Below are 15,391 nucleotides of genomic sequence, written 5' to 3'. Positions count from 1 at the left end.
AGTCAGTAAAACCTGAACACCCTTTACACTGTTTGTTTAAAACAATACCTAGTGCGCCACTGCACTAACTAGGAGAACGGCATGCTTGAGCTCACTGTAGAGCAGATTTCCATGGGCCAGGTGGCCGTGGACAAATCTGCTGCCTTGCACCTGCTCGCTGAAAAACTGGTGGCCGACGGCCTGGTCGCCGAGGGTTACCTCAGCGGTTTGCAAGCCCGTGAAGCCCAAGGCTCGACCTTCCTCGGCCAAGGTATCGCCATCCCCCACGGCACCCCCGAAACCCGTGACCAGGTGTTCTCCACCGGTGTGCGCCTGCTGCAGTTCCCCGAAGGGGTGGACTGGGGCGACGGCCAGATCGTGTACCTGGCCATCGGCATTGCCGCCAAATCCGACGAACACCTGCGCCTGTTGCAACTGCTCACCCGCGCCCTCGGTGAAACCGACCTGGGCCAGGCCCTGCGCCGTGCCGGCAGTGCCGAAGCGCTGTTGAAACTGTTGCAAGGTGCGCCGCAGGAACTGGCGCTGGATGCGCAGATGATCAGCCTGGGCGTGTCCGCCGACGACTTCGAAGAACTGGTTTGGCGCGGTGCGCGGCTGTTGCGTCAGGCAGATTGTGTAAGCAATGGTTTCGCCGCCGTGTTGCAGCAAGTGGATGCGTTGCCCCTGGGCGATGGCCTGTGGTGGTTGCACAGCGAGCAGACCGTCAAGCGCCCAGGGCTGGCGTTTGTCACCCCGGACAAACCCATGCGCTACCTCGGTCAGCCGCTCAACGGCCTGTTCTGCCTGGCCAGCCTGGGCGAAGCCCACCAGACGTTGCTCGAACGCTTGTGCGCCTTGCTCATCGAAGGGCGCGGCCAGGAACTCGGCCGCGCCACCAGCAGCCGCGCCGTGCTTGAAGTGCTCGGCGGTGAATTGCCTCCAGATTGGCCCACTGCGCGCATCACCCTGGCCAACGCCCACGGCCTGCATGCGCGCCCGGCGAAGATCCTGGCGCAGTTGGCGAAAGGTTTTGAAGGCGACCTGCGTGTGCGCATCGTCGATGGCCCCGTGGGCGCCGTGTCGGTAAAAAGCCTGAGCAAACTGCTGAGCCTCGGCGCGCGTCGCGGCCAGGTGCTGGAGTTTGTCGCCGAGCCAGCCATTGCCGGCGACGCGCTGCCCGCGCTGTTGGCGGCGGTGGAAGAGGGCCTGGGTGAAGAGGTCGAGCCGCTGCCAACCCAAAGCGTCCCGCCTGAAGTCGTCGATATCGAGCCAGTGCTCAGCGCACCCTTGGCCGGCAGCCAGATCCAGGCCATCGCCGCCGCGCCGGGCATTGCCATCGGCCCTGCGCATATCCAGGTGCAGCAGGTCTTCGACTACCCCTTGCGCGGCGAGTCTTCCGCCATCGAGCGCCATCGCCTGCACGGCGCCTTGGCCGATGTGCGCCGTGATATCCAAGGGCTGATAGAGCGCAGTCAATCCAAGGCGATCCGCGAGATTTTCATCACCCACCAGGAAATGCTCGACGACCCGGAACTCACCGACGAAGTCGACACCCGCCTCAAGCAAGGCGAAAGCGCTGAAGCGGCGTGGATGAGTGTGATCGAAGCGGCCGCCAAGCAGCAGGAGTCGTTGCAGGACGCGCTGCTCGCCGAGCGCGCCGCCGACCTGCGTGACGTCGGCCGTCGTGTGCTGGCGCAATTGTGTGGCGTCGAAAGCGCCCAGGAGCCGAGCGAACCTTACATTCTGGTGATGGACGAAGTCGGTCCGTCCGATGTGGCGCGTCTGGACCCGGCGCGCGTCGCCGGGATCCTCACCGCCCGTGGCGGTGCAACGGCCCACAGCGCCATCGTCGCCCGTGCCCTCGGTATTCCGGCGTTGGTCGGTGCCGGCGCGGCTGTGTTACTGCTGGCCTCGGGCACACCCTTATTGTTGGATGGCCAGCGCGGCCGCCTGCATGTGGACGCCGACGCCGCGACCCTGCAACGCGCTACGGTCGAGCGCGATACCCGCGAACAACGCCTGCAAGCCGCCTCGGCGCAGCGCCATGAACCGGCCCTGACCCGCGACGGTCATGCCGTGGAAGTGTTTGCCAACATCGGCGAAAGCGCCGGCGTTGCCAGCGCGGTGGAGCAGGGCGCCGAAGGCATTGGCTTGCTGCGCACCGAACTGATTTTCATGGCCCACCCGCAAGCACCGGACGAAGCCACCCAGGAAGCCGAATACCGTCGCGTCCTCGATGGCCTCGCCGGTCGCCCGCTGGTGGTGCGCACTTTGGATGTGGGGGGCGACAAACCGCTGCCTTACTGGCCGATCGCCCAAGAGGAAAACCCCTTCCTCGGCGTGCGCGGCATTCGTCTGACCTTGCAGCGCCCACAGATCATGGAAGCGCAACTGCGGGCGCTGCTGCGTTCGGCGGACAACCGCCCGCTGCGCATCATGTTCCCCATGGTCGGCAGTGTTGACGAATGGCGCGCGGCGCGCGACATGACCGAGCGCCTGCGCCTGGAAATCCCGGTGGCAGACCTGCAACTGGGCATCATGATCGAAGTGCCGTCGGCCGCGTTGCTCGCGCCGGTCTTGGCCAAGGAAGTGGACTTCTTCAGCGTCGGCACCAATGACCTGACCCAGTACACCCTGGCCATCGACCGTGGCCACCCGACCCTGTCGGCCCAGGCCGATGGCCTGCACCCGGCGGTGTTGCAACTGATCGACATCACCGTGCGCGCCGCCCATGCCCATGGCAAGTGGGTCGGCGTGTGCGGCGAGCTGGCGGCTGATCCGTTGGCCGTGCCGGTGTTGATCGGCCTGGGTGTCGATGAGCTGAGTGTGTCGGCCCGCAGCATCCCCGAAGTGAAGGCGCGCGTGCGCGAATTCAGTCTGAGCGAGGCCCAGGGCCTGGCGCAACAAGCACTGGCGGTGGGCTCGCCCGCCGCAGTGAGAGCCCTAGTGGAGGCCGTGTAGATGGCAAGGATTCTGACCCTGACGCTGAACCCGGCGTTGGACCTGACGGTACGCTTGGCGCGCCTGGAACCGGGTGAAGTCAACCGTAGCGAAACCCTGCTGACCCATGCTGCCGGCAAGGGCGTGAACGTGGCGCAGGTGCTGGCCGACCTGGGCCATCAGGTGAGCGTGGGTGGGTTTCTCGGTGAAGAAAACCCCCAGGCGTTCGACGCGCTGATCGCCCGCCGTCGATTTGGCAATGCGTTCATTCGTGTACCGGGCGAGACACGCAGCAACATCAAGATTGCCGAGCAGGATGGCCGGGTCACCGATATCAATGCGCCTGGGCCGCTGGTCAGTGACGAGGCGCAAGCAGAACTGCTCAAGCTCATCGCCATCGTCGGCCCGGAATTCGATGCGGTGGTCGTGGCAGGTAGCTTGCCGCGCGGCGTCAGCCCGCAGTGGTTTCAAAAAATGCTCGAACAACTGAAAAACCTTGGCTTGAAAGTCGCCCTGGACACCAGCGGCGAAGCGTTGCGCGCCGGCTTGCAGGCTGGCCCGTGGCTGGTCAAACCCAATACCGAAGAACTGGCCGACGCACTGGGTAATGCCCCGGATGCCATCAGCCAATTGCATCAACAGGGTGTGGAACACGTGGTGGTTTCCGACGGCGCTGCGGGCGTGAGCTGGTACAGCCCAGGCGTGTCGCTGCACGCCACGCCGCCCAAGGTCGCGGTCGCCAGCACCGTCGGCGCTGGCGACTCATTGCTGGCCGGCATGCTCCACGGTCTGCTCACGGGTGATACGCCGGAGCAAACCCTGCGCCGCGCCACGGCGATTGCCGCGATGGCGGTGACGCAGATCGGTTTCGGCATCAGTGATCACGCGCAGTTGGCGCGCCTCGAAAGCGGCGTCCATGTGCGCGCGCTGACAGAACAATAAGAGGGTTTGTGATGAAGTTAGCCATTGTTACCGCCTGCCCGAACGGCATGGTCACCAGTGTGCTGTGCGCCCGCTTGTTGGACGCTGCCGCGCAACGCCAGGGCTGGAGCACCAGCGTTGAAGTGGTGGATGTGCAGCGCCCGGAGCGCCAGTTGTCCCAGGCCACGATCAACGACGCCGAATGGGTGTTGTTGGTCACCAGCACCCCGGTGGATATGCAACGGTTTGTCGGCAAGCGCGTATTCCAGAGCACGCCGGCCCAGGCGCTGGCGGATGTCGACGCGGTGTTGCGCCGTGGTGCTGAAGAGGCGCAGGTGTATGTGGCTACGCAACAGGCGGCCAAAAATGCACCGCGTATCGTCGCCATTACGGCCTGCCCAACCGGGGTTGCCCATACCTTCATGGCTGCAGAGGCCTTGCAACAGACGGCCAAGCGGCTGGGCTACGACTTGCAGGTCGAGACCCAAGGCTCGGTCGGCGCGCGCACGCCCTTGAGCCCGCAGGCCATCGCCGACGCCGATGTGGTGTTGCTGGCGGCGGATATCGAAGTCGCCACCGAGCGTTTCGCCGGCAAGAAGATCTACCGTTGCGGCACCGGCATTGCCCTCAAGCAATCCGAGGCCACCCTCAACAAGGCGCTGGCCGAAGGTGCGGTGGAAAGCGCGGCCAGCGGTGCGGTGGCCAAGCAAGAAAAGACCGGCGTGTATAAACACCTGTTGACCGGTGTGTCGTTCATGTTGCCGATGGTGGTGGCGGGTGGGTTGTTGATTGCCTTGTCCTATATGTTCGGCATCACGGCGTTTGAAGAGCAAGGCACCCTGGCTGCCGCGTTGAAGTCGGTGGGAAGCCAGGCCTTCATGTTGATGGTGCCGCTGCTGGCAGGCTACATCGCCTACTCCATTGCTGATCGTCCGGCCCTGGCCCCCGGCATGATCGGCGGGTTGCTGGCGACGACATTGGGTGCAGGCTTCATCGGCGGGATATTCGCCGGTTTCCTGGCCGGTTACTGCGTCAAGCTGATCACCCGCGCGGTCAAGCTGCCGCAAAGCCTGGATGCGCTGAAACCGATCCTGATCATTCCGTTGCTGGCGAGCCTGTTCACCGGCCTGGCGATGATCTACCTGGTCGGGCCGCCGGTGGCGCGCATGCTGGTGAGCCTGACGGGATTCCTCAACAATATGGGCACTACCAACGCCGTGCTGCTGGGTGTGCTGTTGGGCGGCATGATGTGCGTCGACCTCGGTGGGCCGATCAACAAGGCAGCTTATGCGTTTTCCGTCGGCATGCTTGCCGAGCATAGTGGCGCGCCGATAGCCGCAGTGATGGCGGCGGGCATGGTGCCGCCCATCGGCATGGGCATCGCCACCTTCCTGGCACGCCGCAAGTTTGCCCAGACGGAGCGTGAGGCCGGCAAGGCAGCGATCATTCTCGGCATGGTGTTTATCTCCGAAGGCGCGATTCCCTTTGCAGCCAAAGACCCGCTGCGCGTAATCCCGGCCAGCATCGCCGGTGGCGCGTTGGCGGGTGCGCTGTCGATGTACTTTGGTTGCAAGCTCGCGGCGCCCCACGGCGGCCTCGCGGTGCTGGTCATCCCGAATGCGATGAACCACGCGCTGCTGTACCTGCTGGCGATTGTCGCCGGTAGCGTGCTGACCGGCCTGGTGTATGCGCTGATCAAGCGTCCGGAAGCGGTCGAGCTGACTGTCGCACCGGTGTCATAACCCCATGCTTAAGTGGCCCTTTTGATAACCAAGAGGGCACCTGCATGAGCCACTTCGATCTCGGCCGCCGCCGCGTGATGCAAGCTGTCGGCGCCGGCCTGTTACTGCCGGGCCTGGCCCCGGCGGTGATCGCCTCGGTCAAGGACCGGCCGCAACTCACCGACGGCGTGCAGTCCGGCGACCTGCTCGGTGATCGCGCCATGATCTGGAGCCGCAGCGACCGCCCGGCCCGCATGGTGGTGGAGTGGGACACCCGCAGCGTCTTCAGCAACCCCCGTCGATTTGTTTCGCCCCTGGCCGACAACCGCACCGACTTTACCGCCCGCGTCGAACTCACCGGGCTGCCCGCCGACCAGGCGATTTTCTACCGCGTGCACTTCGAAGATGCCCAGACCGGCGTCGCCAGCGAGCCTTGGTTCGGGCACCTGCGCAGCGTGCCGCAACAGCGCCGCGACATCCGTTTTGTGTGGAGTGGCGACACCGTCGGCCAAGGCTTCGGCATCAACCCGGATATCGGCGGCATGCGCATCTATGAAGCGATGCGCCTGCGCCTGCCGGACTTTTTTATCCACAGCGGCGACACCATCTACGCCGACGGCCCAGTGCCGGCGCAGCTCAAGGTCGAAGACGGGCGCATCTGGCGCAACCTCACCACCGACGCCAAGAGCAAGGTGGCCGAAACCCTGGATGAGTATCGCGGCAATTACCGCTACAACCTGATGGATGAAAACGTCCGTCGCTTCAACGCCGAAGTGCCGCAGATCTGGCAGTGGGACGACCATGAAGTGGTGAACAACTGGTCGCCAAGCAAGCAGTTGGATGAGCGTTATCAGGTCAAGGACATCAACACCTTGGTCGGCCGTGCGCGCCAGGCCTGGCTGGAATATTCACCGATGCGTCGGCAGAGCGCCGATGGCGGCGGGCGCATTTATCGCAAGCTCAGCTATGGGCCGTTGCTGGATGTGTTCGTGCTGGACATGCGCAGCTATCGCGGGCCGAACGATGACAACCTGGGCGCTGAAAAACCCTTCCTCGGCCGCGAGCAGTTGGATTGGCTCAAGCGCGAACTCAAGGGCTCGCAGGCGCAGTGGAAAGTCGTCGCCGCTGACATGCCGATTGGCCTGGGTGTGCCTGATGGCGAAGTGAGTCCCGGCGTGCCGCGCTGGGAAGCGATTGCCAACAACGACCCAGGCGCACCGCAAGGGCGTGAGCTGGAAATTGCCGAGCTGCTGGGCTTTTTAAGGGCGCAGAAGGTGAGTAACCACGTGTGGCTGACGGCGGATGTGCATTACTGCGCGGCACACCACTATCACCCGGATCGTGCGGCGTTCCAGGATTTCGAGCCGTTTTGGGAGTTTGTCGCCGGGCCGTTGAATGCGGGGAGTTTCGGGCCTAATCCGTTGGATAAGACCTTTGGGCCAGAGGTGGTGTTCGAGAAGGCGCCGCCGGCACAGAACACCTCGCCATTCGCCGGTTTTCAGTTTTTTGGCGAGGTGAACATTGATGGGCAGACGGCGGAGTTGACCGTGATTTTGCGGGATCTGGATGGCGTGTCGGTCTTCGAACAAAAACTCCAACCCGCCTGACTTGGAACGCAATCAACTGTGGGAGCGGGCTTGCTCGCGAATACGGTGTGCCAGTCGCACATTAGCTGACTGATCCACCGCATTCGCGAGCAAGCCCGCTCCCACATGGGTTCCTTAGCGTCTGTAAGATCTCAGTAGACGTCGCGGCGATAGCGACCTTGTTCGATCAACCGCTCCACGGCTTCACTGCCAAGGATGTCCACCAACGCCTGATCCACCCCAGTCGCCATCCCCTGCAGGCTCCCGCACACATAAATCGCCGCGCCGTCGCTCAGCCACTTACGCAGTACCTCGGCTGACTCCCGTAGACGATCCTGTACGTAGATTTTTTCCTCCTGGTCGCGGGAAAACGCCAGGTCCAGCAGCGCCAGATCGCCACTGGCCAGCCAGCCTTGCAGCTCGTCCTGGCAGAGGAAGTCATGCTTGATATTGCGTTCACCGAACAGCAACCAGTTACGCTGCTGGCCGTCGGCAATGCGCGCCTTGAGCAAACTGCGCAGGCCGGCCAGGCCGGTGCCGTTGCCCAGCAGGATCAGCGGCACGGGTGCTTCCGGCAGGTGGAAGCCACTGTTGCGGCGCAGGCGCAGGCTGATGCTGGAGCCGAGGGCGGCATGTTCGGTGAGCCAGCCTGATCCCAGGCCCAGGCTGCCGTCGGGGTGGCGTTCCTGGCGTACGATCAATTCGAGTACGCCATCGCTGGCAATCGAGGCGATGGAGTATTCGCGCATGCCCAGCGGCACCAGCGCGTCCACCAGTGCCTGGGCGTGCAGGCCGACCAGGTGAGCGCGATGCGTCGGCAGTTGGCGAGTGGCCAGGGCCTGGTCGAGGGTATGCGCCATGCCGTCGATCAACACACCGTCGCTGTTGGCCAGGCCCAGGCCCCCCAGGAAGTGCTCGATGGCCCAAGGGCAGTTGCGCGGCAGCACTTCCACCAGGTCGCCGGCTTGCCAGCGTTGTGGTGACGAGGAGGTGAGGCCCAGCAAGTAGACATCGGCGCCTGCGCTGTCGCGGTTGAGCAGGGTGCGTTGGCTCAGCGTCCAGTTTTCGTATTGGGCGGTCGGCCAAGCGGCCGCCGGGGCGTGGCCGGTGAGCTGGCCGAGTTGTTGTTGCCAGTGCAGCAGGGCGGCGGTGTCACCGCTGTCGACTTCCACCGGGGCGAACAGCGCGTTGCCGCCCTGGTGGGTCAGCCAGAAATGCAGGCGCCGCGCGAAGCCGCAGAAGTGTTCGTATTGACGGTCGCCCAGGGCTAGTACCGAGTAGTTCAAGCCCTTTAGGGGCAGGTCTTGGCCGAGCACGCTGCGATCGAAACCGCGAGCACTGTCGGGCGCTTCGCCGTCGCCGAAGGTGCTGACCACGAACAGCGCATTTTCCGACTGGCGCAGGTCATCCTGGCTGACGCTGCCCAGGGACTGCACCTTCACCGGCAAACCAGCCGCCTGCAATTGGCCAGCCGTTTGCCACGCAAGCTGCTCGGCAAAACCGCTCTGGCTGGCAAAGCCGATCAGCCAGGCCGGGGCATCGCTGGCGTTGGCCGTGAGGCCTTTACGCGCGTCACGCACCTGGCGCTTCTTGCGACGACGGTCCAGGTACAACAGCCAGCCGGTGATGAAGAACAGCGGCATCAGCACCGAGCTGACTGTGAGAATGATGCGCCCCACCAGGCCGAAGTAACTGCCGGTGTGCAGCGCGTAGACGCTGGTCAGCAGTTGTGAGCCGAGGGTCTTGCTGGCGTAGCGGTCGTGGGATTTCACCTCGCCAGTCGCCGGGTCCAGGTTGATCTGGTTCAACGCGCGGTCATGGGGCGAATTGTTTAGCAGGTAGTACACGGTGGCCGGTTGCCCGGCGACAGCTGGCATGCGGATGTTGTAGGCACTCAAGCCGGGGCCGGCGTTGCTGTAGATGCTGCTCCAGATCGCATCGTAATTGGCCACGGGCGCCGGGCCTGCAGGGGCCGGGCCGCGTTTGCGCACCCGTTCATTCTGTGGGGCGTCGGACAACAGCTTGGTCATGCCCTGGCTGTACCAGTCGTAGGACCAATACAGCCCGGTCAGTGCCGACAGCAGATACGCCAACAGGCACCAGGTGCCGAACACCGAGTGCAGGTCCCAGTTGAAGGCACGGCCTTTTTTACGCCAGTCCAAGGTCAGCCAGGCACGCCAGCTTGCCACTTGGCGCGGCCAGCGCAGGTACAACCCGGAGAGGCAGAAGAACACCAGGATCAGCGTGCACGCGCCGGTGATGTTGCGCCCGGTATCGCCCATCACCAGGAAGCGGTGGAATTGCAGCAGAAAGCCGAAAACCTCCTGGCCGACCACGTCGCCCATGTAGTCGCCGGTGTAGGGATCGAAATAGCGCAACTGGCCACGGCGTTCGCCGGGCGGCGGGGTGAAGAACACGCGGGCGGCGTTGCCGCTTTCGCTCTCCACGAACAGCATGGCCACGGTCTGGCCTTCGGTGGCTTCCAGCTTGCGCACCAGCTCGGCGGGCGGCAATACGCCGGCTTCGCGTTTTTCCACGGTCAGTACGCTCGGGTTGAGCGCCCGTAGGATTTCATCCTGAAACGAGACCGCAGCCCCGGTGATCCCCATCAAGGCCAGCACCAGCCCGGCGGTAATGCCGAAGAACCAGTGCAACTGGAACAGGGTTTTCTTCAACACGTCTGACCGCCTCGTCTATCCGGATATGTAGGGCACGGCGCGCATTATGCCGTGGCTTGTCGAGAAACATTCTGTTTTACACGCAAAAGCCCCGCGCATCCGATGCGTGGGGCTTTTTGCTGCGTGGTGCGGCTGTTTAGAAGTGGAAGCTGGTGGTCAACAACGCCGTGCGACCGGCCGCCTGGTTGGCGAAGTGCGTCGAGAAGGCTTTGTCGTAATACAGCTTGTCCGTCAGGTTTTGCACGTTCAATTGCAGGTCCACGTTCTTGGTCAGCTTGTAGCTGGCCATGGCGTCGTAGCGGGTGTAGGACGGTACATAAACGGTGTTGCCCGCATCGCCATAAACCTGGTCGACGTAGAACGCGCCGCCACCGATGGTGAGCTTGGACGTGACGTCGTAGGTGGTCCACAGGCTGAAGGTGTTCTTCGGCGTGTTGGGCATTTGGTTGCCTTTGCTCGACCCCGAGCTGACCACACCGTTGCGACCGTTCAAGCCGGACTTGACCAGTTCGCTGTCGAGGTAGCTGTAGCCGGCGAACACCTGCCATTGGTCGGTGATTTTGCCGCTGGCGGACAGTTCCAGGCCGTCGACCTGGGACTCACCGGCGTTCTGATAGGTCAGGGCGTCGACCAGGATGCGCGTGTTTTTCTTCTCGGTACGGAACACCGCAGCGGTCAGCGACAGGCGATCGTGGAACAGGTCCCACTTGGTGCCCAACTCGTAGTTGACGGTTTCTTCCGGCTGCAAGTCGCTGCTGGCGGCACCGGCAGACAATGGGTTGCCGTCCGACCCTTCACCCACCAGGCCACCGGCGGGTGTTGCCGACGTGGCGTAGGAGGCATAGATGCTGGCGTTTTCCACCGGCTTCCAGACCAGCCCGGCCTGCCAGTTGAAGAATTGGCTGTCTTCTTTGATTTTGCTGCGGCCGGTTGCGGAGTCGGTGTTGGCAACGGTGTCGAAGGTGTCGTAGCGCAGGCCGACGTTCAGCAACCATTTCGGGTCCAGCTCAATGGTGTCGAACACGTAGGCGCCACGGCTGGTGGCCTTGGTGCTGGTGCCGTAATAGTTGCGCGCGATGCTGCCGGTCCAGGCGTCATCCGGGTTCGGGTTGCTCAGGGAGGTGCACTGGCCGCCCAGGCTGCCTTTGGCCACGGTGCAGATGGGGTTGGCGTTGGGGCTGATGGTGTAGCTGCTGACGCGGGTTTCTTCGCCGGTGAATTCCAGGCCGGTGGAGTAGCTGTGCTTGAAGCCCAGGGCCTGGAAGCTGCCGAACAGGTCGGTCTGGTTGGTGGTGGTGGTTGTGGTCGAGACCCGGCTGTTGGCGCGACGCCATACGGTGCCGAATCTGTTGACGTTGAGCTTGCTGTCGTCCGGTTGCGTCAGGATGTAGTCCTGCCCGGTGCTGCCGTGGCGCAGGGTGTTCTTCAACGTCATGTTGTCGTTCAGGTCGTGCTCAATGGAGAACGTGCTGATGTCGGCGCGGGTCTTGCGGAAGTCGCGATCCTTGAGACCGTAGAAGTTATCGCTGTCGCCGCCGTCATTGGGTTTGTCATGCACGTGGGCCGTCGCGGTCGACGAGCCGTAGCCGTAGGGAATCCCCGAATCCGGCAGGTCGTTGCTTTCCAGGTGGTAGTAGCTGAGGTTGACGCGGGTCGGGGTGCCCAGGCCAAACGTCAGCGACGGAGCGACGCCCCAGCGGTCGTAATTGATCGCGTCGCGACCGGCGACGTTCTGTTCGTGGCTCATCAGGTTCAGGCGGAACGCGGCGCTGTCGTCGAGGAACTGACGGTTCACGTCGAGCACATAGCGGCGGGTCTGGTCGGAACCGTAGGTGAAGCCGCCGTTGGTGAAGTCCCGCGCTTGTGGGGTCTTGCTCACCAGGTTGAGGCTGCCACCGGCCGAGCCCCGGCCGCCGAACGACGAATTCGGGCCCTTGCTGACTTCGATCGACTCGATGTCGAAGATCTCACGGCTCTGGCCGCCGGTGTCGCGCACGCCATCCAGGTAGGTGTCGCCCTGGGCGTCAAAACCACGGATGAACGGGCGGTCGCCCTGGGGGTTGCCGCCTTCACCTGCGCCGAACGTGATGCCCGGTACGGTGCGCAAGGCGTCCTGCAACGAGGTGGCGGCGGTGTCCTTGAGCACTTGTTGCGGCACCACGGTGACGGAACGCGGCGTGTCGACCAGTGGCGCGGTGTATTTCTGCGACGAGGCTTTTTCGACCTGGTAGGAGGTGTCGTCCTGTTCTTCGCCGGTAATGCTGGTGGCGCCGAGGGAGATGCTGTTGCGCTGGCCTTTTTGTTCAGTGTCTTCGGCCGCTTGCGCCAGATGGGCGACAGAGCTGGCGCTGAGAGCAACGCCGATGGCCGAAGCCAGCATGCGTGGTGAACTGGCAGGTATTTTTGTAATGGTGCGCGACATGACGTGTCCTTTCCCCAAGGATGTGAGGCGGCGGAATATAGGGTGAACACGACTTTCTATCAATTGCGATACATTGCTAATTGCACTGAATTTACATTCTTTACACTTTTTGCTTACGGTTTTTACGAACTCATCCGTCTCGGCGTTTTACAGGGCGGATAAGAATCAATACCATTGGCGCCTCTCTGAATTCAGGTATTGCCCATGCTGCTGCACATCCCCGGCCTGTTCTCTCGTGAGGAAGTGCAGCGCATCCGCAAAGCCCTGGAAGCCGCCGATTGGGCCGACGGTAAAATCACTGCCGGGCACCAGTCCGCCAAGGCCAAGCACAACCTGCAATTACCCGAAGGGCACCCATTGGCCAAGGAAATCGGCGCGGCGATGTTGGAACGTTTGTGGCAGAACCCGCTGTTTATGTCGGCGGCGTTACCGCACAAGGTCTTCCCGCCGTTGCTCAACTGCTACACCGCCGGCGGCAGTTTCGATTTTCACATCGACAACGCCGTGCGCCAGCCCAAAGGCAGCCACGAACGCGTGCGCACCGATTTGTCATCCACCTTGTTTTTCAGCGACCCCGAGGAGTACGACGGTGGCGAGCTGGAGATCCAGGACACCTTTGGCCTGCAGCGTGTGAAGTTGCCCGCCGGCGACATGGTGCTGTACCCCGGTTCCAGCCTGCACAAAGTCAACGCCGTGACCCGTGGCGCGCGCTACGCCTCGTTCTTCTGGACCCAAAGCCTGGTGCGCGAAGACAGCCAGCGTACCCTGCTGTTCGAAATGGACGGTGCGATCCAGCAACTGAGCGCCGATGTGCCAGACCACCCGGCACTGATCCAGCTCACCGGCACCTACCACAACCTGTTGCGCCGCTGGGTCGAGGTCTGACATGGGCTTCTTGTTGCGCCGTGAAGAAGTGCTCAACGTCGAGCAGTTGCAAAGCATGCTCGACGATTCCCCCGTGCGCGCAGCCCAGGCGATCCTGATAGCGGCAAAGGAGGGCGTGGTCGATGCCCAGGCGCTGCTCGGGCAGATCCTGCTGGAAGGGCGTGGCATTGCCCGCGATGAAGCGCTGGCGTTGCGCTGGTTCCAGATTGCGGCAAAGGGCGGGCACTTAATGGCGCGCAATATGGCCGGGCGCTGTTTGGAACATGGCTGGGGTGGTGCGGCGGATGAAACGGCAGCGGCGCGAGAGTACCGTTTGGCCGCCGAAGCCGGTTTGGATTGGGCGCAATACAACTACGCCAACCTGTTGGCGACCGGGCGCGGTGTGGCCGAAGACCAGCAACAGGCGCTGAGCCTATACCGCCAGGCAGCGGAACAAGGCCATGCCAAGTCGATGAACCTGCTGGGGCGTTATCTGGAAGACGGCCAATGCTGCCCGAGAGATTTGGACGCCGCCGTAGCGTGGTATCGACGCTCCGCCGAAGCCGGGGATTTTCGCGGGCAGTTCAGCTATGCGGCGGTGTTGGCGGACAGCGGCCAGGTCGATGCGGCGCTGGAGTGGTTGCGCAAGGCGTTGACGGGGGGGAATTTGAAGTTTTTGCGTACGGCACAGAAGGCGCTGGCGGCAGCGAATGATCCGCAGATTCGGGCGATGGCTGAGGCTTACGACGCGCGTGCTACTCAGCTAAATCTGTAAACACCGGCTGTGGCGAGGGAGCTTGCTCCCGCTGGGCTGCGCAGCGGCCCCACTTTTTTTGGGAGCGCTTCGCACTCCAGCGGGAGCAAGCTCCCTCGCCACAGGGAGCCGGTTTTTAAAGGGTCAGACGTAGAAGGATTTCAGTGGCGGAAAGCCATTGAACTCAACCGCGCTGTAGCTGGTGGTGTACGCACCGGTCGACAACCAGTACAGACGATCACCAATCGCCAGGTTCAGCGGCAGGCCGTACTTGTAGTTCTCGTACATGATGTCGGCGCTGTCGCAGGTTGGGCCGGCAATGACCACTTCTTCCATCTCGCCTTTCTTCTCGGTCCAGATCGGGAACTTGATGGCTTCGTCCATGGTTTCGATCAGGCCGGAGAACTTGCCCACATCCGTGTACACCCAACGCTCGACGGCGGTGCGGGATTTACGGGCCACCAACACCACCTCGCTGACCAGGATACCGGCGTTGGCGATCAACGAACGGCCCGGCTCCAGGATGATTTCCGGCAGGTCGTCACCGAAGTCTTCCTTGAGGAAACGGATGATTTCTTCAGCGTAGGTTTCCAGGCTGTTGGTGCGGGTGATGTAGTTGGCCGGGAAGCCACCGCCCATGTTGATCAGCTTGAGGTGGATGCCGTCTTCTTCCTTCAGGCGCTCGAAGATCACTTTGACCTTGGCAATGGCCGCGTCCCACACGCTGATGTCGCGCTGTTGCGAACCTACGTGGAACGAGATGCCGTAAGGCACCAGGCCCAGGTCACGGGCCAGGATCAGCAGGTCCATGGCCATGTCGGTCTGGCAGCCGAATTTGCGCGACAAAGGCCAGTCTGCCGTGGTCGAGCCTTCGGTGAGAATACGCACATACACTTTCGAACCCGGCGCGGCCTTGGCGATGTTGCGCAGGTCGGCTTCGGAGTCGGTGGAGAACAGGCGCACGCCTTTCTCGTAGAAGTAGCGGATGTCCTTGGATTTCTTGATGGTGTTGCCGTAGCTGATGCGGTCGGCGCTGACGCCGCGGTCCATCACTTTATCCAGCTCGTAGATCGAGGCGATGTCGAAGCTCGAACCCTTTTCTTTGAGCAGGTCGATGATCTCGACAGCCGGGTTGGCCTTGACCGCGTAATACACCTTGGCGAATTCGAAACCGGCGCGCAGGTCATCGTAGGCCTGGCTGATCATCGCGGTGTCGATCACCACGAACGGGGTTTCTTGCTTGTCGGCGAACGCCTTCATTTTGTCAAAAGTGGCGCGCGCGAAATAATCTTCGACGTTGATCGACATGCTGGGAACTCCTAAGGGCAAACTAAATTGATCAATGGGTGCAAATGAACGTCCTCCGTATCCCCACTTTGGTTCGCCTACTTCCCAAGGCATGTCGCCGAAAGCAAAAAGGCCATGGGAATAACCGCTTCCCTTGGCCTTGCTGTCTCGTCGTCAGTACTTGAGCCGGATGGATCGTTTCCAGCATGGACGTTCGGCGCGAACTTTAGGGCGTGAGG

At 62.8% G+C, this 15,391-nt stretch carries 9 protein-coding genes; 6 read left to right on the top strand and 3 right to left on the bottom strand.

Annotated elements, in window-relative coordinates:
* Positions 1 to 81: 81 nt before the first annotated feature.
* From ptsP to HX812_RS05940, 4 genes are read left to right on the top strand one after another with little or no spacing between them, the layout of a single operon-like run.
* Positions 82 to 2,940, top strand: coding sequence for a phosphoenolpyruvate--protein phosphotransferase (ptsP, locus tag HX812_RS05955; RefSeq protein ID WP_038846819.1), 2,859 nt, complete (start codon positions 82 to 84; stop codon positions 2,938 to 2,940).
* Positions 2,941 to 3,861 carry a 1-phosphofructokinase gene (gene pfkB, locus HX812_RS05950; RefSeq protein WP_038846816.1) on the top strand — a complete coding sequence of 307 codons (921 nt, stop codon included), beginning with the start codon at positions 2,941 to 2,943 and terminating at the stop codon, positions 3,859 to 3,861.
* 11 nt (positions 3,862 to 3,872) lie between these two features.
* Positions 3,873 to 5,582: a PTS fructose-like transporter subunit IIB gene (locus tag HX812_RS05945; protein WP_038846814.1), complete on the top strand. Its 1,710-nt coding sequence runs from the start codon at positions 3,873 to 3,875 to the stop codon at positions 5,580 to 5,582.
* Positions 5,583 to 5,626: 44 nt separating this feature from the next.
* On the top strand, positions 5,627 to 7,168 hold the full coding sequence (locus HX812_RS05940; protein WP_038846813.1) for an alkaline phosphatase: 1,542 nt from the start codon (positions 5,627 to 5,629) through the stop codon (positions 7,166 to 7,168).
* Positions 7,169 to 7,299: 131 nt separating this feature from the next.
* On the opposite strand, the gene HX812_RS05935 is transcribed toward HX812_RS05940, so the two are convergent.
* Positions 7,300 to 9,825 (bottom strand): sulfite reductase flavoprotein subunit alpha, encoded by a 2,526-nt coding sequence (locus HX812_RS05935; protein ID WP_038844734.1) that lies wholly within the window; start codon positions 9,823 to 9,825, stop codon positions 7,300 to 7,302.
* 136 nt (positions 9,826 to 9,961) lie between these two features.
* The gene (locus HX812_RS05930) at positions 9,962 to 12,247 is read right to left on the bottom strand and encodes a TonB-dependent siderophore receptor (RefSeq protein ID WP_038844736.1); all 2,286 of its coding nucleotides are present in this window, start codon (positions 12,245 to 12,247) and stop codon (positions 9,962 to 9,964) included.
* A gap of 204 nt (positions 12,248 to 12,451) precedes the next feature.
* Here HX812_RS05930 and HX812_RS05925 point away from each other — a divergent pair, with 204 nt between their 5' ends.
* The gene (locus tag HX812_RS05925) at positions 12,452 to 13,132 is read left to right on the top strand and encodes a Fe2+-dependent dioxygenase (RefSeq protein ID WP_038844739.1); all 681 of its coding nucleotides are present in this window, start codon (positions 12,452 to 12,454) and stop codon (positions 13,130 to 13,132) included.
* Position 13,133: 1 nt separating this feature from the next.
* Positions 13,134 to 13,886 carry a tetratricopeptide repeat protein gene (locus HX812_RS05920; RefSeq protein WP_038844741.1) on the top strand — a complete coding sequence of 251 codons (753 nt, stop codon included), beginning with the start codon at positions 13,134 to 13,136 and terminating at the stop codon, positions 13,884 to 13,886.
* A 123-nt stretch (positions 13,887 to 14,009) separates the two neighbouring features.
* On the opposite strand, the gene HX812_RS05915 is transcribed toward HX812_RS05920, so the two are convergent.
* Positions 14,010 to 15,173: a type III PLP-dependent enzyme gene (locus HX812_RS05915; RefSeq protein WP_010213203.1), complete on the bottom strand. Its 1,164-nt coding sequence runs from the start codon at positions 15,171 to 15,173 to the stop codon at positions 14,010 to 14,012.
* Positions 15,174 to 15,391 lie beyond the last annotated feature (218 nt).

This window comes from Pseudomonas sp. IPO3749 (genome assembly GCF_013386605.1).
GTDB lineage: Bacteria > Pseudomonadota > Gammaproteobacteria > Pseudomonadales > Pseudomonadaceae > Aquipseudomonas > Aquipseudomonas azotoformans_A.
This window is presented reverse-complemented; position numbering and strand designations above follow the sequence as displayed.